Source organism: Streptococcus sp. 1171_SSPC, from assembly GCF_001069335.1.
Lineage (GTDB): Bacteria > Bacillota > Bacilli > Lactobacillales > Streptococcaceae > Streptococcus > Streptococcus xiaochunlingii.
On sequence record NZ_JWAK01000028.1, the window covers coordinates 22,778 to 42,700 of the forward strand.

At 43.5% G+C, this 19,923-nt stretch carries 17 protein-coding genes; 2 read left to right on the forward strand and 15 right to left on the reverse strand.

Annotated elements, in window-relative coordinates:
* Positions 1 to 51 precede the first annotated feature (51 nt).
* Positions 52 to 939, forward strand: coding sequence for a DUF975 family protein (locus ADF75_RS05470; RefSeq protein WP_229099959.1), 888 nt, complete (start codon positions 52 to 54; stop codon positions 937 to 939).
* A gap of 159 nt (positions 940 to 1,098) precedes the next feature.
* Here ADF75_RS05470 and ADF75_RS05475 read toward each other — a convergent pair whose 3' ends face one another.
* From ADF75_RS05475 to asnA, 15 genes are all read right to left on the reverse strand, one after another.
* Entirely contained in the window at positions 1,099 to 1,539 is a 441-nt protein-coding gene (locus tag ADF75_RS05475) for a CoA-binding protein (RefSeq protein ID WP_048789418.1), read from the reverse strand.
* Between the two features lie 135 nt (positions 1,540 to 1,674).
* Complete coding sequence (gene polA / locus ADF75_RS05480) at positions 1,675 to 4,320, reverse strand: DNA polymerase I (protein ID WP_048789419.1); 2,646 nt, start codon at positions 4,318 to 4,320, stop codon at positions 1,675 to 1,677.
* A gap of 383 nt (positions 4,321 to 4,703) precedes the next feature.
* Positions 4,704 to 5,066, reverse strand: coding sequence for a DUF1304 domain-containing protein (locus tag ADF75_RS05485; protein ID WP_048789420.1), 363 nt, complete (start codon positions 5,064 to 5,066; stop codon positions 4,704 to 4,706).
* A gap of 12 nt (positions 5,067 to 5,078) precedes the next feature.
* Positions 5,079 to 5,504: a MarR family winged helix-turn-helix transcriptional regulator gene (locus ADF75_RS05490; protein ID WP_048789421.1), complete on the reverse strand. Its 426-nt coding sequence runs from the start codon at positions 5,502 to 5,504 to the stop codon at positions 5,079 to 5,081.
* A gap of 348 nt (positions 5,505 to 5,852) precedes the next feature.
* Positions 5,853 to 6,476, reverse strand: a complete 624-nt coding sequence (locus tag ADF75_RS05495) for an HAD-IA family hydrolase (RefSeq protein ID WP_048789422.1) — start codon at positions 6,474 to 6,476, stop codon at positions 5,853 to 5,855.
* 5 nt (positions 6,477 to 6,481) lie between these two features.
* A complete protein-coding gene (locus ADF75_RS05500) occupies positions 6,482 to 7,765 on the reverse strand; it encodes an MATE family efflux transporter (protein ID WP_048789423.1) in 1,284 nt (427 codons plus the stop codon).
* Positions 7,766 to 7,887: 122 nt separating this feature from the next.
* The gene (gene thrC, locus ADF75_RS05505) at positions 7,888 to 9,372 is read right to left on the reverse strand and encodes a threonine synthase (RefSeq protein WP_048789425.1); all 1,485 of its coding nucleotides are present in this window, start codon (positions 9,370 to 9,372) and stop codon (positions 7,888 to 7,890) included.
* Between the two features lie 195 nt (positions 9,373 to 9,567).
* The gene (gene nrdG, locus ADF75_RS05510; protein ID WP_048690582.1) at positions 9,568 to 10,158 is read right to left on the reverse strand and encodes an anaerobic ribonucleoside-triphosphate reductase activating protein; all 591 of its coding nucleotides are present in this window, start codon (positions 10,156 to 10,158) and stop codon (positions 9,568 to 9,570) included.
* Positions 10,155 to 10,673, reverse strand: coding sequence for a GNAT family N-acetyltransferase (locus ADF75_RS05515; RefSeq protein ID WP_048690583.1), 519 nt, complete (start codon positions 10,671 to 10,673; stop codon positions 10,155 to 10,157). Before ADF75_RS05515 ends, nrdG begins: the two co-directional genes overlap by 4 nt.
* Before the next feature lie 9 nt (positions 10,674 to 10,682).
* Positions 10,683 to 11,183: a GNAT family N-acetyltransferase gene (locus ADF75_RS05520; protein WP_048690585.1), complete on the reverse strand. Its 501-nt coding sequence runs from the start codon at positions 11,181 to 11,183 to the stop codon at positions 10,683 to 10,685.
* A 43-nt stretch (positions 11,184 to 11,226) separates the two neighbouring features.
* Positions 11,227 to 11,367, reverse strand: coding sequence for a hypothetical protein (locus ADF75_RS10525; RefSeq protein WP_125330069.1), 141 nt, complete (start codon positions 11,365 to 11,367; stop codon positions 11,227 to 11,229).
* Positions 11,368 to 11,379: 12 nt separating this feature from the next.
* On the reverse strand, positions 11,380 to 13,590 hold the full coding sequence (gene nrdD / locus ADF75_RS05525; RefSeq protein WP_048690589.1) for an anaerobic ribonucleoside-triphosphate reductase: 2,211 nt from the start codon (positions 13,588 to 13,590) through the stop codon (positions 11,380 to 11,382).
* Positions 13,591 to 13,715: 125 nt separating this feature from the next.
* Positions 13,716 to 15,497 carry a heme transporter CcmD gene (locus ADF75_RS05530; protein WP_048789424.1) on the reverse strand — a complete coding sequence of 594 codons (1,782 nt, stop codon included), beginning with the start codon at positions 15,495 to 15,497 and terminating at the stop codon, positions 13,716 to 13,718.
* Positions 15,498 to 16,060: 563 nt separating this feature from the next.
* Positions 16,061 to 17,335: a histidine--tRNA ligase gene (hisS, locus tag ADF75_RS05535; RefSeq protein ID WP_048692046.1), complete on the reverse strand. Its 1,275-nt coding sequence runs from the start codon at positions 17,333 to 17,335 to the stop codon at positions 16,061 to 16,063.
* A 190-nt stretch (positions 17,336 to 17,525) separates the two neighbouring features.
* Positions 17,526 to 18,518, reverse strand: coding sequence for an aspartate--ammonia ligase (gene asnA, locus ADF75_RS05540; RefSeq protein WP_048692049.1), 993 nt, complete (start codon positions 18,516 to 18,518; stop codon positions 17,526 to 17,528).
* A gap of 328 nt (positions 18,519 to 18,846) precedes the next feature.
* On the opposite strand from asnA, the gene ADF75_RS05545 reads away from it, so the two are divergent.
* A partial coding sequence (locus ADF75_RS05545; protein WP_048789426.1) for a collagen binding domain-containing protein occupies positions 18,847 to 19,923 on the forward strand: 1,077 nt, incomplete at its 3' end.

Genomic DNA, 19,923 nt, shown 5'->3' on the forward strand with positions numbered 1-19,923 from the left:
TCACGGACTTGTGTTATAATAAAGGGTACTACTACCATGAAAGAGGACATTATGAATATCAAATTGGTTCGTGCTCAAGCTCGTCAGCTGCAATTGCAACATCCCAAAGTCTTCTCCTACTTTGCCTTACCAACTTTCCTGACAATCCTTGCAAGTTACATGCTGACAGGGACAGACATCACTGAAACACTTGCTCACATGGAACTTAGAGAAGGGATGCTCTTTCTTCTAAGCCGGCAGATTTTCCCTGCGATTATTGGATTTATCCTTTCTTTTCTCTATTTAGGGGCAACTTTTCGCTTTTTGATTTCTGCCTCTAGCAAGGGAGAAAAGAACTTTGGTATCTTCACCATCTTTCAGAGCCAGTATTTTACACCTGCGTTTTTAACGCTATTCATTAAGCAAGTTATCCTGTCTTTGTGGGGGAGCCTCCTCTATGTGAGTCAACTTCTCTTAACGGTGGTCAGCTATCACGTTCTCGCTATCAATGAATCCTCCTCCACTACGTCTACCCTTAGAGCGGATACTCCAGAAGTTCAAGCAATTCTTAAGTTAGCTCCAACGATGACGACCGGCCTCTTAATGGCTCTGGTTGGGCTCCTACTCTTCCTCCCTTTTTATTACCAGTATAGTTTGGTCGAATTGATCCTATATAGTCGACTGATGACAGGAACCTATGACGGTCCCATGTCTATCCTCCGCCAAAGTAAGGAAGAGATGAAAGGCTTTAAGAGCCACCGCCTTGTTCTTGATTTGAGTCTGCTCGGTTGGCAAATTCTATCTTTTTTCACTTTAGGAATGGCGAATTTTTATGTTAAACCTTATGCAACCAGTTGCCAAATCATCTTCTACCATACCCTCCTTCAAAAACGGATGCAGGCGGACAGTCGCTTCCAGCAAAAGGCGCCGGATCTACCAAAGTCTAATCCACTTGATTAACAAAGAAAACAAGAAAACCCACCTTCGATTGGAGCCATTCTCCAAAGCACTAGGTGGGTTCTTTTATCTCTGTTAGGGAAATCCGTCTGTATTTATTTCACCTCTCGTATCAGTTTAATCACTGGATGAAAGACGAGAGGTTCTGAGATAAATCAAAAGCTATCCTTCTCCTAAGACCAAGCGAGTGTGCTCGCGTTTGATACAGCGGTTCATGACGATATCTTCTCGTCCAGCTCCACGAAGGATTTCTTCTGCTTCTTGATTTTCCAGCTCTAGTTGCGCCCAGAAAATCTTCGCATCCGACTCGATAAAGTCACGCGCTACATCTGGCAAAAACTCACTGCGACGGTAAACATCGACGATATCTACCGGGAAAGGAATTTCCTGCAAGCTAGCATACACCCTTTCTCCAAGGATTTGGCCACCGGCTGCACGAGGATTAACGGGAATAATCCGATAGCCCCGCTCTTGCATCTCCTCGCTGACACGATGGCTGGTCGTCTCTTCACGGTCAGATAATCCAACTACAGCAATGACTTTACTGGTTTCGAGGTAATGTTTGATAATGCCATCACTAGGATTGCGAAATGAATAAGCCATAAGAATCTCCTTTTTGTATGCGTTTCCTTTCTTTAAATAGTATAACAATACGAAGGGCATTGCAAGTGTTTGTCGTTAAAAGCGGTAGGAAACTGAAAAGTCTCCTACCGCTTTCTGTTTTAAACAAACTCAATCTTATTTGGCTTCATACCATGTTTTGCCTTCATTCTCATCAGCTTCTAGTGGAACTGCAAGTTCGATAGCAGATTCCATGGTCTCTTTGACGAGTTCTTTGATCGCTGCCAGTTCATCACTTGGTACTTGCAGAACAATTTCGTCGTGGACCTGAAGGAGCATCTTGGTCTTATATGCCCCTGCTTCTAGCGCTTGGCCCAAGTGGATCATAGCAATTTTCAAGATGTCGGCTGCCGATCCTTGGATGGGTGAGTTGATAGCCGTCCGCTCCGCAAAGCCTCGAACATTGAAGTTGCGAGAATTGATATCTGGAATCTCCCGACGACGCTTGAAGAGAGTTTCTACATAGCCTTTGTCACGCGCTTCCCGTACCACTCTTTCCATATAGCTCTTGATGCCAGGGTAGCGTTCGAAATAGGTTTCAATGTAGGCCTTGGCTTCTTTTCGACTGATCCCTAGATTATTAGACAGTCCAAAGTCGGAAATTCCATAAACCACACCGAAGTTTACTGCTTTTGCATTGCGACGGTCATTCGGCGTCACATCTTCTGGTTTTTCAATATTGAAGACCCGCATAGCAGTCGATGTATGGATATCTGCCCCATGTTTAAAGGCATCAATCAAATGCTCATCTCCCGAAATATGGGCCAAGACGCGCAATTCGATCTGTGAATAGTCCGAACTGAGCAAGACACTATTTTCCTCTTCTGGGACAAAGGCCTTGCGAATGAGACGGCCTTGTTCCAAACGGACAGGGATATTTTGCAGGTTGGGATCCACGCTAGACAAACGGCCTGTCTGCGTCAAATCCTGTACATAGCGGGTATGGATCTTCCCATCTTCCAAAATCCAATCTTGAAGACCGATGACATAGGTCGATTGGATCTTGGCAATTTGGCGGTATTCAAGAATCTTAGACACGATCGGTGCGATTGGGGCTAGGCGTTCCAAAACATCAACGGCTGTGGAATAGCCGGTTTTGGTCTTCTTAGTATATTCAAGTGGGAGTTCCAATTTTTCAAAGAGGATGACCCCCAATTGTTTTGGAGAATTGATATTAAACTCTTCTCCAGCAAGCTCGTAGATTTCTTGGGTTAAGCGCTCCAAGACCACTTCGTTTTCCACCTGCATGTCTTTGAGGGTTTGGCGTTCTACCTTAATCCCTGCGATTTCCATCTTGGCCAAAACAGCTGCTAGTGGTTGCTCCATATCATAGAGCAAATCTAATTGATCATGGGCTTGCAACTGCTCCATCATGGGCTCTTCGGTATCCAGTAGAACAGCGACTTTTCGTGCCAAATGCTCTAATAGGGCGGTCTTTTCTGGGATCGCTTTTTTGGCTCCCTTGCCATAAACAACTTCGTCCAGTGGCAGCGCAATCTGACTATAGAGGCTCGCAATGGTTGAAATTTCATTGTCCTCTACGGTCGACAAGAGATACTTGGCTAATCGACTGTCAAAAGCTGGCTTTTGCAAGGTAATGCCCAAGTGGCTGAGCAAGACCTTGGCCCGCTTAAAGTCATAGACCTTGAGGGGCGTTTTTTCGAGAAATTCTTTGAAAATCGGTGTTTGTAAAAGATCAGTACCAGTACTTGCGTAGAGCTGACCTTTGGTCCCCCATGCAAAACCGATGATGGGTTCCGTATGGTAGTTGTCCCCAAAAATCTCAAAATGGAAGAAACTATCTTCCGTAAGCATATCTGGAGTGACTTGCTCGACTTCTGTATAGTCAATAGCTACAGGAGCCGCCTCTTCTCCACTGAGATCCAAGGCCTGACGGAGTTGCTTGAAGCCCATCTCCTCAAAAAACTTGGCGAGATTTTCTAGATGGGGGCCCGTATAGGTGATATCATCCAGGCCAATCTCAATGGGCGCATTGGTATCGATGGTCGCGAGAGTCTTGGACAGATAGGCCTGCTCCTTGTCGTTGATGAGGTTTTCCTTCATCTTAGAAGCCTTCATCTCATCGATATGCTCGTAAATACCATCGAGAGAGCCATACTCTAGGAGTAGTTTGATCCCTGTCTTTTCTCCGATCTTAGTAACACCTGGGATATTATCCGACTTATCTCCCATCAAGGCCTTGAGGTCGATAAATTGCTCTGGCGTCAGACCCATTTTTTCTTTCAGATAGGCTGGAGTGAATTCCTCAAACTCTGCTACCCCTTTTTTGGAAATCTCAACCACCGTATTATCATCTGTCAGCTGGATCAAATCCTTATCCCCAGAGACAATGGTGACTTCAAATGGCACCGAGCTAGTTTCTGCCATCTTATCTAGCGTTCCAATAATATCATCCGCTTCATACTGGGCTAGCTCATAATGGCGGATCCCCAAATGATCTAGTTGCTCGCGAATAAAAGGGAACTGCTCACGGAATTCATCTGGTGTTTTTGCCCGACCTCCTTTGTAGTCGGCATACATCTCCGTCCGAAAGGTCGTCTTTCCTGCATCGAAAGCAACGAGGACATGAGTCGGTTGGATGCGCTCCAAGAGATGGCTCAACATGAGGTTAAAGCCATAGACCGCATTGGTATGCAACCCATTGGCATTTTTGAAGCGATCGATTTGATTATAGAGTGCGAAAAAGGCACGAAAAGCGACGGAAGACCCGTCGATGAGTAGTAATTTGTTCTTTTTTTCCATAGGCCTATTATATCACGAATCACAAGGTCTCTGGTACATAAAAACTCTACCCTTTCGGGTAGAGCCTTCTTTAGGAGTTTCTTATGAAAAATGAAGAGAAGTGTTTATTCGCCGTAACAAGAACCTTGTTGTGGCAATTTCTTAAAGCGTTTTGGATAATTAACTGAGATTTTCATTTGCTGTACTTCATTTCTTATTGGATGAGTTTAGTATACAAGAGAAACCTAAACCATTCCTTATAGAAAGCTTCAAGAAAACTAAAAGCTGAGGCGCAAAGCATGCAGTTGTTTTTGCTGCAAGCTGGTAACTGAAGACGGAGCCCTTGCCATCGCAGCCCTAAGAATAGGAAAGAAAAACTCTTCCCAATCTGGAAGAGTTGATCCTTATCCAAGCAGAAGAAGGCTGGCTAAAGCGACTATTGCTGGACCACCTTGGGTCAAGATGATTTTTTTATTAGAAGTTACAGCCCCATAAGCTGCTGCACCAATAATAAAGAGCAGAAAGATCGTGACAATTTCACTATTTCTAGCTACAAAGAGGCCGTAGAGGAGGAAGACACCAATCAGAGCATTATAAATGCCTTGGTTTTTGAAGAGAGCCGTCACAGATGGACGATGCAATTCTTCCTGATCCATATTAAAGACACGACCAGTCGATGCCGAGTGGGTTGCTAAACTCTCAAGGTAAAAAATATAGAAATGCTCAAAAGCAGCAAGACTTGCTAAAACAATGGTTAAGATAGACATATTATTCTCCTTTTAAAATGTAATTTGCTCGAGGCCAGACACCAACTTTTCGAGTAAGTGACTCAACTGATTCCGCTCTTTTTCAGAAAGAATCTGATCCATCTGGCCTTTTACCTGTAGATGATGTGCTGGGGGGTGGACCAACAACCGATCTCTGGCAAACTCCGTAAGTTCCACCACAATCTCCCGTTGATTTTCTGGATTGCGAGTACGAGTAACATAGCCACTAGCTTCTAAGACTTTGAAGTGGCGGGTTAAGGCTGCAGGGTCAATTGCTAGTTTCTCCTGAAGGGCCGCTTGGCTACACGGCGCTTCTGCTACTAACAACTGAAGCATCTGATAACGAGTCAGACTAATGCCCAATTGTTTTTCAAATAATTGGGTTGAAGACTGATCAGCTAGCTTCAACTGATAAAGCAAGTCATGCATTTCTGACATTCCTTCTCTCCGATCTTTTTTATTGACTTATCAATAATTGATTTATCAAGTATATCATTTTAAAAAATCGAAGCAATAAATTTGCTTACCTCAAACGAAATAATTTCCTCCTAAGAAAAGCAAAGTAAAAGACCACCGGATTTGGTGGCCTTTTAGGGAGATTATTATGAAAAAGAAAAGTTTTAGGATTTCATAAACAAAGTTAGGAGGTCTTTGTTTATGGTTTTATTATATCGGATTTATCTTAAAGATTTCTTAAGGAATTATTTCATTTCCAAAACAAATTGTTTACGGATTCTTTTCATAGCGCCATTCCAGCAACAAAGAAGCCTAGCTTTGTTAAATAAGTTAACTTTTTTCTTCTTCAAAATAGAGGCGAATGTCATCCAAATGACGAATCGCATGATTGACATCCGGCTTGTAATCCAAAAAATTAATACTCCCGATTCCTGCATTGTCTGCCAAATCAACATCCAGAGTTCGATCTCCAATATAATAGGTCTCACTCCGATCCAGTTGATACTTATCCACTAGATAATCGACTCCTTCTGGATCTGGTTTTCTCCTAAAGCCATTGTCCGTTGTGACAATCTCTTGAAAATAGGATAAGATCCCTAGATCTTCCAGAATTGGATAAGCATTCTTCCCCTTGTGGGTATAGACGAATTGGACAATCCCTTCCTCTTTAGCCCAAGCTAGAATGTCTCTAGCTCCTGGCATCAGATGCACTTGGGCGTTTTTCTCACGCAAGCTAGAAGCACGATAACTATTCATCTCCTCCGCATCCAAACCATGTTCTCTAGCCACTTCTTCAAGAAGTATCTGGACAGATTGTTGAAGGATAAAGGCATGGACCGCTTCTCGATCAAAGTCCAAAGAGTAATGGGCATAGGTCTCAGCAATCCCATCTAAAATAGCTTCATAAGAATCCAAAAGAGTTCCATCCAAATCCCAAATAAAAGCTCGTGTCATACATTTTATTCCTTCCATTTCCGATGATAGAGTGTTTTTAAGAAAAACCAGCGAAAACCATTGTCCAAGAGGGTACCTGCCCAAATACCTGGAAAGCCCCAACCAAAGATGACTCCCATCAGATATCCAGAGCCAATCCGAATCACCCACATACCAATAGTAGTCGCATAAAAGGGAAGGCGGGCATTGCCCAAACCTTGCCAAACAGCCGTATAGATGACGGTTCCAGCTGTCAGAGGCGTTCCAAGTAAGGAGAACAAAATGACGGATAAGGAGGCCGCAAGGGCTCCTGAATCCTTGGTGTAAAGGGCTGTCAAAGGACTTCCAAACAAGAAGATGGTAAGGGCGAGAGGAAGCATGGAGAGAAAAGAGAGCCAGAAACTACGACTGGTGATTTGCTTAATCCCTTGTAAATCATTCTGCCCCAAACTTTTGGCGACCAACATGACCGTCGCTGTCGCAATCCCAAAGACCGGCATATAGTTGAACTGGGTCAAGACTTCCCCAATAGCATTCCCAGCTACCGCTCTAGTACCAAAAACGGCCACCATAGCAATGATGACAATATCCCCTGCTCGCATCATGAGGCGCTCACCAGCAGCAGGCAAAGCAAGGGAGAGCAAGTCTCGATCCAAGCCCCAACGAAAAGGAGCAAAGGGAAGTTGAACCTGACGCCAGAGCAAGAAAGCCCCTAATAAGCGAGAGAGAACCGTTCCTAAGGCAGCCCCGGCGATGCCCAGCCCAAAAACAAAGATCAAGATGCTCGATAATAGAGCATTCAAAACATTGGTCAACAAACTGACATACATGGGTAGTCGCGGGTTATGGGCCACACGGACTAGGGCTCCCAAGGTAGTCATCAGACCTAAAAGCAAAATACTTCCTCCGACAAGGGATAAATAAATTCCTCCGGCTTCTGCAACCGCTGCTTCAACCCCCAAGAGGGCAATCAATTCCTTGCCAAAGCAGAGGGATAAGACCCCCAAGATACAACTTAATAAAACCGTGACTTTAATAGATTCAGTCGCCTGACGAGCTATGGCTTTCTGATCTTTTTGTCCCATACTTTTGGACAAGAGACTCACGACCGCTGCTCCAAGAGCGATAAAAATAGCTTGGTAAATCGTAATGATATTGCCTGCAACGGATACACCCGATACAGCTACTAAACCCAACTGAGCAACCAAGTAGCTATCTACCATCCCCATGAGCATTTGGAGAAAGTTTTCTCCGATGGCTGGAAGGGCAATTCTTAAAATTTGTCGATCTACTTGTTGTTGACGTGACACACTTTCCTCCTGATGAAAAGAAACTCAGCTAGTTGCCTAACTGAGTTCTGCTTGTAGAACTATTGTGAGATTTATTCAGTCAAGTCCTAGAGACTTCTGCTTTCTAATTTTGGGACTCCCACTTACAATCCCAAATAGGCTTCAACTGCAGCCTGCATATCTGTTGCTGCAACAGTTGTCTTGTGACGAACTGGAGCAGTTTCGAGACCATCCACTGCTGGTGGCAAGGCTACACCTGAGATTTCATGTAATTGAGCCAAGGCTTCAAAGTCGCTCAAACCTGATTTCCCTGTTACAGCTTCCACCGCAACCACTGGGAATTTGTAAGGACTAGCTGTTGATGCAATTACGGTCTTGGCCGCATCGCCTGTCGCTGCTTGGTATTTTTTATAAACTGCTGAAGCAACTGCTGTATGAGGGTCCTCAATATAAGCATCTGACTCATAAACACGCTTGATTTCTGCTGCTGTTTCTGCTTCTGTCGCATACTCGGCTGCAAAAAGGTCAAGGATTTCTTCATCAAAATCTGTCAATTCATACTGACCTTGCGTATTCAAGGCAGTCATGAGTTCAGCTGTCTTAACCGCATCATTTCCCAAAAGATGGAAAATGAGACGCTCCAAGTTTGAAGACACTAAGATATCCATAGATGGGCTAGTGGTTACCTTAAACTCACGCTTCTTGTCATAGACACGAGTCTTAAAGAAGTCTGTCAAGACATTGTTGTCATTTGAAGCACAAATCAACTTACCGACTGGTAGGCCGATTTGCTTAGCATAAAATGCCGCCAAGATATTTCCGAAGTTTCCTGTCGGTACAGTGAAGTTAACCTTGTCACCAGTATTAATCTCGCCAGTTTTAATAAGTTGAGCGTAGGCATAAACATAATAAACAATCTGTGGGACCAAACGACCAATATTCATAGAGTTAGCTGATGAGAACTGGAGCTTGTTGGCTGCCAATTTTTCACGGAGGGCCACATCATTGAACATATGCTTCACATTTGTCTGAGCATCGTCAAAGTTTCCATCAATGGCGATGACATGGGTATTTTCGCCCGTTTGAGTGGTCATTTGCAACTCTTGCACCTTGCTGACACCGTCTTTTGGATAAAAGACGATAATTTCAGTACCTGGAACATCCGCGAACCCTGCCATAGCAGCTTTCCCAGTGTCACCAGATGTCGCTGTCAAGATAACAATTTTGTTTTCCAAGCCGTGTTTCTTAGCAGCTGTCGTCATGAAGTAAGGCAAGATCGACAAGGCCATGTCTTTAAATGCGATGGTTGAACCGTGGAACAATTCCAAGTTGTATTGACCATCAAGTTTGACAAGAGGGGCAATAGCTGGTGTATCAAACTTGCTGTCATAGGCATTGGTGATACAGTAGTCCAACTCTTCAGCTGTAAAGTCATCCAAGAAGGCTGACAAGACAAGTTTAGCTACCTCTTGATAAGAAGCATCTTTTAATGTGTCAAAATCCAAGTCCACCTTTGGATAACTCACTGGAGTAAATAAGCCTCCATCTGTTGCTAAACCTTGCAAAATCGCCTGGCTGGCTGTTACGGTATTTTTCGCATCACGCGTTGATTGATAAACTAATGTCATGTACATTTCCTCATTCTGTTCCTTAAGATACGAATTAGACTCCTCTAACTTTCGTACAATCTATTCCATTATACCATGAATTCTTGTGAATTTTGTCAGTGAGAATGAAATTGTCTGAAAAAAGAGCCCACTGCTTGCAAACTGAAAATCAACGAAAAACCTCTCTTCATCAATTTATCTGCCCTCCGACTCTGGCTACTCTCTTTTCACTTGTTCATAGGAGTCCTTGCCATCATTGAGCTTGTCCCAGATGACGACTTTTCCTTCTTTGAGGGATTTTTGAACATCAATGATCCGCTGGTTGGAAGAGCCACGAAACTGCAACATCAGGTTGCGCTTGCTCTTATCATAGCGACCATCCACCAGAATATCAATCAGCGAAAGTAGCTCCAATTTGTCCGGCGTCTCCAGCATCATTTCTTCCCAGGTGTAGCCGGTCCAAGACCAGATATCTTTGTCGGGCAATTCTCTTTTCACCCGCTTGACCAAGGGCAGCAGGATGCCAGTGTTGAGAAAGGGTTCCCCCCCAAGCAAGGTCAAGCCCTGAACATAGGGTTGGGCCAGATCGGCCATGATCTGCTCTTCCAACTCTTTGGTGTAGGGAATGCCTGCGTTGAAAGACCAGGTGGCTACATTGTAACAGCCCTCACAGTGAAACATGCAACCTGCTACATAGAGGGAGTTGCGTACTCCTTCGCCATCCACAAAGTTAAAAGCCTTATAGTCGATGATGCGCCCTTGACTCAGTTCTTCACTTTTCCATTCTTGAGGTTTGGGATTGTTCATGACACCTCCCCATCTAACTCTATCCAGTAGCGCTGACTTCTGTCGATTGTATTTTCGTAAACACCGCCAGCAGATAGAATCGTGCGACGGCTAGCTTCGTTGTCTTCATCACAGGTAATCAGCACTCGTTCTAGTCCTTGTTTTCGAGCCTCTGCTAGTCCTAGCTCTAGCTGCAACTTAGCCAAGCCCTTTCTGCGTTGACTGGGCCGGATGGAATAGCCAATGTGACCACCCTCTACAAATAATTTGTCATTCAAGGACAAGCGCAGGGCTAAAAAGCCCAGAGGGTAGCCAGTCTCATCAAAGGATAAAAATTGAATGGTAGGAACCCAGCATTCTGGCAGATTCTCAGTATCCTCCTGCTGCTCTACAATTCGCAACCAATCCGCAAAATCCTTTGCTCGCTTCCAAGTGGAGCCCATGCCACCGTGCATATAGGATTTTGCAGCATCGAACTCAGTAATCATCTCTAAAATCGCGTCTTTATCTTCTAAAGTTGGTCGTTGTAACTTCATAAACTTTCCTCAATCTAAATCAATCCAATAGCGCTCTTTCCCGCCTCGAACATCCTCTAAAGCTCCGCCATTAGTCAGAATCACTGCTCGACTGGCAGCATTGTCACTATCACAAGTCACTAAAGCACGTTTGATATTTTTACTTTTGGCTACTTGCAAGCCTTGCCGCAGCTGCTCTTTTGCCAATCCTTGCCCACGCGCAGAGGGACGGATACTATAGCCGATATGACCAGCATAATTCAGCAACCCCTCATTTAGTCTCAGCCGTAGATTCAAAAAACCTAAAGCATGGCCTGATTTATCAAACAATACGTACTGAATTGATGGAACACGATTTTCAGGCAAATTTATTCCCATTTCTTTTTGCATATTTGTCTCCAACCACTCTTCGTAGTCAAAGTTCTCAGCATCCCAAAATCCGCCATCGTGAGCTGATTGATTCGCTTCAAACTCTGCCATCATGTCTAATACAGTTTCTTTATCTGCTAGAGTCGGTCTGCGTAATTCCATCTTTACCTCCCCATACGAGAAAAGCGAGAGCGAACTCTCACTTTTATTTTTTCTTAGTCTTTTTTAAAAATTGCTCTCTTAGGCTGGCTACTCGGTCTTTTTTATTGATTCCGCCTGTCGAGTGCTTTTCGTGGAATCGTTGTACCTGAGCCTTGCCCTTATCGTCTAATTGATATTTTCCCATAATCTTCCTTTTCTAATCTGTCACTTGGTGTCCAGCTGATTTGATAGTAGAACCATTCATGTGTTTAACACGCGCAGCGATTTCCTTATGACGACCATTGACCATGGGGCGAGCTTGTGGGTTTCCAAGATAGCCACAGGTCCGTTTAACCACATCAACTGTTTTCGGATCGCTATTGCCACAATTAGGACAGGTGAAGCCCCGCTCGGTTGGCGTGAAGTCTCCTTCAAAGTCACACTTATAGCAACGGTCAATTGGGGTATTGGTTCCGAGATAACCAACCCTGTCATAAGCATAATCCCAAACTGCTTCAAGCGCTTTTGGATTTTGTTGGAGCACAGGGTATTCACAATAGTGGATGAAACCACCAGTCGCCCCAGCTTCTGGATAGACTTTTTCAAAATCCAGCTTCTCAAATGGGGTTGGGTTCTTGCGGACATCGTAGTGGAAACTATTGGTGTAGTATTCCTTGTCTGTGATATCCGGAACCTTCCCAAATTTCTCCGTATCCAGGCGACAGAAGCGGTCTGTCAAACTTTCTGATGGCGTCGAATAGATTGAGAAGTGGTAGTCATATTGGTCGGACCATTCTTCGACCCGTTTCTTCATATCCTTAATGATTTCGATTGTAAATTGTTTGGCTTCTGGATTTTCTTCCCAATTTGGACCATAAAAGACAGTCGCTACTTCATACAATCCAATATAGCCGAGTGAAATGGTTGCTCTGCGATGACGGAAGAGCTGGTCTACCTGGGCATATTTACCCAAACGCTTCCCAAAAGCGCCATATTGGTAGAGAATTGGGGCATTGGCTGGAGTCGCTTCCTTGGTCCGCTCTACCCGATAGATCAAAGCATCTTCCGCGATGTTCATCCGCTCATTAAAAATTTCCCAGAACTTTTCTTTATTCCCTTCTGACTCCAAGGCAATCCGAGGGAGATTGACTGTCACAACCCCTAGGTTCATCCGACCAGAATTGACTTCCACACCATTTTCATCCTTCCAACCTTGAAGGAAAGAACGACATCCCATGGGCACCTTGAAGGAGCCCGTCAACTCAACAATTTTGTCATAAGACAAAACGTCTGGATACATGCGTTTGGTCGCACATTCCAAGGCCAACTGCTTGATGTCGTAGTTGGGACTACCTGGTTCTAAGTTGAGGCCTCTTTTTAAACTAAAAATCAACTTAGGGAAAATAGCGGTCCGGTGTTCTGAACCAAGTCCTTTGATTCGAATTTCCAGAATGGCCTTTTGAATTTCCCGTTCGAAGCGATTGGTTCCAAGCCCAAAGCCCAGCGAAGTAAAGGGCGTTTGCCCATTTGAGGTAAAGAGGGTATTGATCTCGTACTCCAAGGATTGCATGGCATCATAGATATCTTTTTGAGTCTTGCTCCAAGCATAGTCCTCGCGTTTTTCAGGGAGAACCCACTCCTCTGCATCTTTCAAGTGCTTCTGATAATTCTTTTCTGCATAAGGAGCCAAGACTTCGTCGATCCGGTCAGCTGAGCAACCGCCATACTGGCTAGAGGCTACATTGGCAATGATTTGCGAGATCTGTGCCGTTGCAGTTTGGATGGACTTGGGACTTTCTACTTCTGCATTCCCAATCTTAAAACCATTGCGCAGCATGCCTTCAAAATCGATCAAACAACAGTTGGTCATCGGAGTGTAAGGGCTATAGTCCAAATCATGGTAGTGGATATCCCCTTTTTGGTGGGCATTGGCTACGTGTTTGGGCAACATTTTAAGACCAATAGACTTGCCGACAATTCCTGCTGTCAAATCGCGCTGGGTATTAAAAACATCGCTGTCCTTATTGGCATTTTCATTAACGACAGCTTGGTCCTTGTTGAGGAGCTTGCCGATGGTAAAGTTGATATCCGTTGCCTTTGAGCGCTCAAAATCACGCTGCGTGCGATAGGTAATATAGCTCTCGGCAATCGCATATTCATTGGCTTGCAACAACTCATGCTCAACGACATTTTGAATCTCGTAAATTTTTACGCCACGAGGGAAGCGTTCCAAAATTTCAGCCACAATCCGGTCTGTTACGGTTTCTAATTTCGCTTCCAAGGCCGGAGTGAGACCGGTCACTTCTTCTGTCGCTTTGACCAAAGCACGGTAAATTTTATCGACATCAAACTTGACCTTCCGCCCATCTCTCTTTTCTACAAAGAGTTGGGGGAGACTTTGGATATGCTCTTCTCGTAACGTTATCATAAGCTCGCCCACTTTCTTTTTTATACAAATAGAATTCACTCCATATTATATCACTCAAAAATAAAAAATCAATATCTTGTGTCAAAAAATGTCATTTCATTTTCAAACCACAAGATATTGATAGTCTATTTATATTGGTACAAGGTGTAATGCGAACCCTGCTGGTTCACTTTTTCATAACTTTGGGTTAAAACCTTTTGCATAGCAGACGTTACATCTAGGTCCTTATTGACCACAATAAACTTCGGCTTGTCTTGCTTAATCTGATTCGTCAGATTAGTTCGGTTTTCCTTCGGCCCCAGATAGGCTGTCGGAGTTAGAAGGGCTGAAGCGGCCAAGCGACCACTTTCCTGATAGAGATGGGCCGTCTGATCCCAAGCATATATGGTATCCTTGGAATCACTATGACTCTTGATATAGTGGGCAATCGTACTTCGTTCACTCGCTAGGTTGTTTTGGAGAACCAATTGATTCACAACTGGATACCCAACTAAATAACCTATTGCTAAGATCGGTAGGAAGGCTTGACTGGAGAAATAAAGCTCCCAGATAGAATTATTCTTCATCTTCCGGCGCTGATAAGTGGACTCATCCCCGGCAAACCAAAGAGCGAATAAGGGAAGACCAAAAGGTAACAAGCTAAGGAACTGATAGACCCCTTGCTCTGGTGTACCAACCACAATTGCAACAACTAGCGGAAGACCAAACCAACTCATAAACCGGATCAAACGTTGACCACTTGTCGATACTTTTCGGAAGGACATGACGAAAGCTGAAGCAAAACCAAGCGTTAACAGCAATAAACAGTAATAAACTAAGTTGGCAAATAGGTGCCCCGCATCAAACTGGAGGGAGCGAAGACTATACAAGGTCTGATGAATCGCATATCCAAAAGAGCCGTTCCACACGGTGATGTAGCCTAAGGGATAAAAGACAAGAGAGAAACCCAAGAGGGCAGCAAGGAATTGATAGAAGCCGTGGGCAAATTTCTTTTGCTTCACATGATAGGCTGTCAATCCAAGAAAAGCAAGCAGATAAAAAATCACACTCAGCCATGGCACCATCATAAAGGCCAAACAGGCTCCTGCGCCATAAGCGACAAAGGATTCATCTGTTTTCTCACCCTCTAGATAAGCGAGAATGAAATTCATAGAGCCAAATAGGAAGGGCAGGGCGTAAAAGACAGCGTAATTGCCGCCAAATCCAAGCACTCCAGCAAGAAGGTAGAAGAGTAGCTGAACTTGTCCTGCAATTTTTTCACTTGCAACTAAGCTTCTGACCATCCGATACAGGCTCGTCCCAGCAAAAAAGTAGGCTAAAATCTGGAAGACCACCAGGAGAACTTGACCTCCTACCAAACTTCCTAAAGCGCTGATTCCGTAGTAGAGCAAACCATTGACCCCAAAGAAATGACCATAGGGAACTTGACCTTGAGACATTGCCCAACCGGCATATAAGTCCTGGGTTTGTTGATTGGTCGCCAGTAAGTTGATAAAAGGAAGGGCTACATGAACCAGCCCAAGTAGGACACTAAAAGCAATTGGTAGTGACAAGGGAACTGGTCGCTTAGTGGCGTAGCGCCCCAACGACTTTTCATCTTCTTGGTCTTCTAACGACTCTTCTACATCCTCTTGGTCTTTCGATCTCGCTTCAACCTTCTCTTTGCGACGATGACCAGATCGTGATAGGCGACTTAGAGTTCCGGCCGAAGCTTCTGTTTCCATCGCTTCTCCAGCAACCTGGCTCTCTTCCTGGTTCTGCTCTGATTCCACCGGTTGACTAGCTGTCAAAACTTCTTCTTCCCGACTAATCGATTGTTCCAATACCTTTCGTAGCTCTTGAGTATTTTGAAAACTGGACCCGACACTTAAGCCAAGTTTATGCGATTCTTTTTCTTTCTCACTCATACTTTGTTTTTCCTTTACTAGACTTGCAAGTGCTTGAGAGCACATGCATACCCTACTAGTATATCAAAAATGGACCCAACTGTCAGCTTTCTCCACAAGGAGAAAATAGAGGACAGACAAAAAAGACAGACTATTTTTTACTTAAAATAGCTAGATAATTTTTCAAAAAATTGACTTCTATTACTTTGAGTCATTTAAGAATCTCTGAAACTTTCCGCTGTGAGAAAAATGCTTGAAACACCATTTTTTCAAGTACTCGGGAGTTTTGGGAGTAAAACAGTTTGGGAAACTGTTTTAGCCTGAGCCCGGAAATTAAAGAGCGAGGGGGTTCAAAACGAATTGAACACAGGCTGCGGATTGTGTCAAAAAGATAAGTTCTCCTAGAATCBAWAGATTCTGCGTCAAACTTCCTATTTTGACTTTATCCGCAGACGCCCTTTGTATCTTAATAAGTCAGCGAACTTCTACGAAGTTCGCTGACGTCCGTACTCACCTAAGGAAAGTTTCTAAGAATTTTTCCTTCAATCTGAGACCGATACCTTCTCGGCATCCGTCTTTTCTTTTTATAGTTGATTCAAAATAGTCTGAAAATCATTTTTTACTTCTTCGATGGACGTGGTCACTTCCTGGCGAGTCTGGTTGTTTTTGACGGTGATTTGCCCACTTTCAACCTCGCTACCACCAAGAGCAATGATGGTTTTGGCCCCAAAGACGTCAGCTGACTTGAACTGAGCCTTCAACTTACGGCCTAGGTAATCACGTTCTGCGATGAAGCCTTGACGACGAAGGGCCTGAACCAATTCCAAAGCGGCTACTTCTGCTTCTAAACCTAACACAGCAATGTAGACATCCAACGATGTCTCAACAGGAAGCTCAACTCCTTGTTTATCGAGGATCAACAAGAGACGCTCAAGTCCCATCCCAAAACCGAAACCTGGCGTTTCTGGTCCACCAAAATATTCTACCAAGCCATCGTAACGACCACCCGCACAAACGGTCAACTCATTCCCATCTACTTCTGTCACGAACTCAAAAATAGTGTGGTTATAGTAGTCTAGGCCACGTACCATATTGGTATCGATGACATAGTCAATTCCGAGACCGTCTAGCATAGCCCGTACGGCATCAAAGTGTGCCTGGCTTTCTTCGTCTAAATAGTCCAGGATAGATGGAGCATTCTCAACCGCTTGCTTGTCTTCTTTTTCTTTTGAGTCCAAGACGCGGAGCGGATTTTCCTCTAGACGACGTTGGCTATCTTTTGAAAGTTGGTCCTTCATTGGAAGGAGGTAGTCGATCAAAGCTTGACGATAAGCTGCCCGACTAGCGGTGCTACCAAGGGTATTCAAGTGGAGGACGACATTTTCAATGCCAATCTCTTTGAAGAATTGGTCAGCCATGGCAATCGTCTCAACGTCTGTTGCAGGATTGCTAGATCCAAAGCATTCTACGCCAATCTGGTGGAACTGACGCAAACGGCCAGCCTGAGGACGCTCATAACGGAACATAGGGCCGATATAATAGACCTTGCTTGGTTTTTGAACCTCTGGTGCAAAGAGTTTATTTTCAACATAGGAGCGGACCACTGGTGCTGTCCCTTCCGGACGCAAAGTAATATGACGATCACCCTTGTCATAGAAGTCGTACATCTCCTTGGTCACGATATCCGTTGTATCCCCTACCGAACGACTAATGACCTCGTAATGTTCAAAAATAGGTGTTCGGATTTCTGCGTAATTGTATTTTTTAAAGGTTTCGCGAGCAAATCCTTCTACATATTGCCACTTAGCGGATTCCTGTGGCAGGATATCTTGGGTTCCTTTTGGTTTTTGTAATTTCATAGACACCACTCCTTTGCTTGCTTTGTACTATTTATTCTATCATAATTTATAGTCCGTGACAGTGCTCAAGCGATAAAATCAGTCTACAAGCCTATCAGGAATAGAAAAAGGTAACTTCTCCAACCCTTAAAAATAGAGCCCGCATCACATGCAAGGCTCGATTTCTTTCGTTTCTTTACTTTCAACTATTTTATAAGATATTTTCATATTGTTCGCGAACTTCCTGCGGCCAGACGCTGGTTTGGACTTCTCCGATATGTTTCTTACGAAGCAAGAACATAGCCATCCGCGATTGACCGATCCCACCTCCTATAGTTAGTGGAAAGAGGCCATTCAAGAGCGCGCGGTGCCATTCCAATTCTAAACGATCTTGATCTCCTGTAATAGCAACCTGGCGCTTGAGGGTGTCTTCATCAACCCGAATCCCCATAGAAGATAATTCGAATGCCGCCCCTAGGTTATCATTCCAAACAAGGATATCCCCGTTTAAGCCCTTGTAGCCATTTTCGGTTTCTGTTGTCCAGTCGTCATAGTCTGGTGCCCGTCCATCGTGTGGTTTGCCATCTGATAAGACGCCACCAATCCCAATCAAAAAGACAGCTCCATATTCTTTGGTGATGGCATTTTCCCGTTCTTTCGGTGTCAAGTCAGGATAACGCTCTACCAACTCTTCTGTGTGGATAAAGGTGATTTGCTTCGGCAGGATCGATTCAATATCATAGCGAGCTTCAACTGCTAACTCCGTCAAACGAATGGCCTTGTAGATTTTTTCAACTGTTTCCTTCAAGTAAGCTAGGTTACGGCTCCCATTTGGAATGACCTTTTCCCAGTCCCATTGGTCGACATAAACTGAGTGGGTTGCATCCAAAGAATCTTCATCTGGACGAAGAGCCTTCATATGGACGAAGAGACCTTCCCCTTCCCCAAAGCCAAACCGCGCCAAGGTATGACGCTTCCATTTTGCAAGGGAATGAACCACTTCATAAGTTTCATTAGGAATTTGTAAGACCTTTACAGAGACAGGGTTTTCCACTCCGGATAGGTTGTCCTGCATCCCATCTCCTACCTTGCTTAAGATTGGACCTTGAACCTCAACGACTTCTAGTTTGTCTTTCAAATATTGAGTAAACGTTGTTTTTACAAATGAAATTTCTTCTTGTTGGTGAATAAAACTCTTCTTCATAGAGACTCCCTTTAAATAGTATGATTTTGATTATACGCTTTTTTAGAGAAAAAGCAATACTTACCGTTTTCGACAATTTATTTAAGAGTCAATTCCAATTATCTGATATTTGATGCACAACACATTAAGATATTTCTACTATTTAATTTAAATAATCAAAGTTATAGTATTGAAATCTGGTATGCCTTGTGATATAATTCACTACATAGGATTGTTTTATAACTAAAAACTTTAGGAAGGAGAATCTTTAAATAATTTTCAAAAAGTCCTATAACGTGTACTTGACACAAACAATGATTTTAAAAATTTAGGAGATATATTGGAAAAAATGAAAAGAATTTTTAAGGGACAACTGCCTAAGCTTCTATTTATTGCGTTTTTACCGTTACTACTAATTCTCATCACTCCAAAAAAAGTGGTGCAAGCAGCTGATGTTAGCAATAATGTCAGCTCATTAACTGTTTCATCAAACGAATTGTATAACGGAGGCCAAACAACTGTTAAATTCACTTTTGACGAGCATGCTCAAAAAATTAAGTCAGGAGATACCCTCCAAGTAACTTGGCCAGATTCAGGAACAATTCATGGAGCTGGATTTAAGAAAACCATTAAATTAACGATTGAAGGTACGTATGTAGGAGATATGGTAATCACTGATGGAGAAGCCAAAGTGACCTTTAATGACGGAATCACAAATCTTGAAAACATTCGTGGTTGGGGGGAGTTTGAAATCGAAGCCCACAACGAAACAAATACTGAGAAAGAACACACTGGTAGTTTTCGTATCACGAGTGGGACAAAAACTGTAGAGATTTCCGTCAAGAAAGTAGCTACTGGAAAGTCCTCTGCACCATTTTACTTAAAGGCCGGGGACATGAAAGCTAACGATCCCGATCATATTCTATGGAGCTTAAATATCAATAATATGAAGGTGGATGTTGATGATGAAGTACGCGTTGAAGATCAAATTCAGCCAGGCCACACTTTAAAAACAGATAGTTGGATGATTATCGTAACAGGTAAAAAGTCGGGTTACTATAGTGGATCTGATGCGATTACAAACTTCTTAAAGGATTTCCCTAATGCTCAATTTACTGCAGATGCGCAAACTGGAAAAATTTCAATTAAAATTCCTCAAGAAGACGCCGTACTAACAGGTTTCACAGTTATATATAAAACAAAAGTAACAAATCCTGATCAAGCTAAATTTGAAAACCATAGCCAAGCCTGGTATCGTATAAAAGGCGAAGCAGCTGTTGTGGCCATAGAAAAGAATTCTTCTGTATCAAATATTCGAGCAGATGGTGGTGTTGATGGTGATAAAACTACAACCACTACAACTCCGGAACCAACTACCACAACAACTACAACAACCACAGAGGAACCTACAACTACAACGACTACA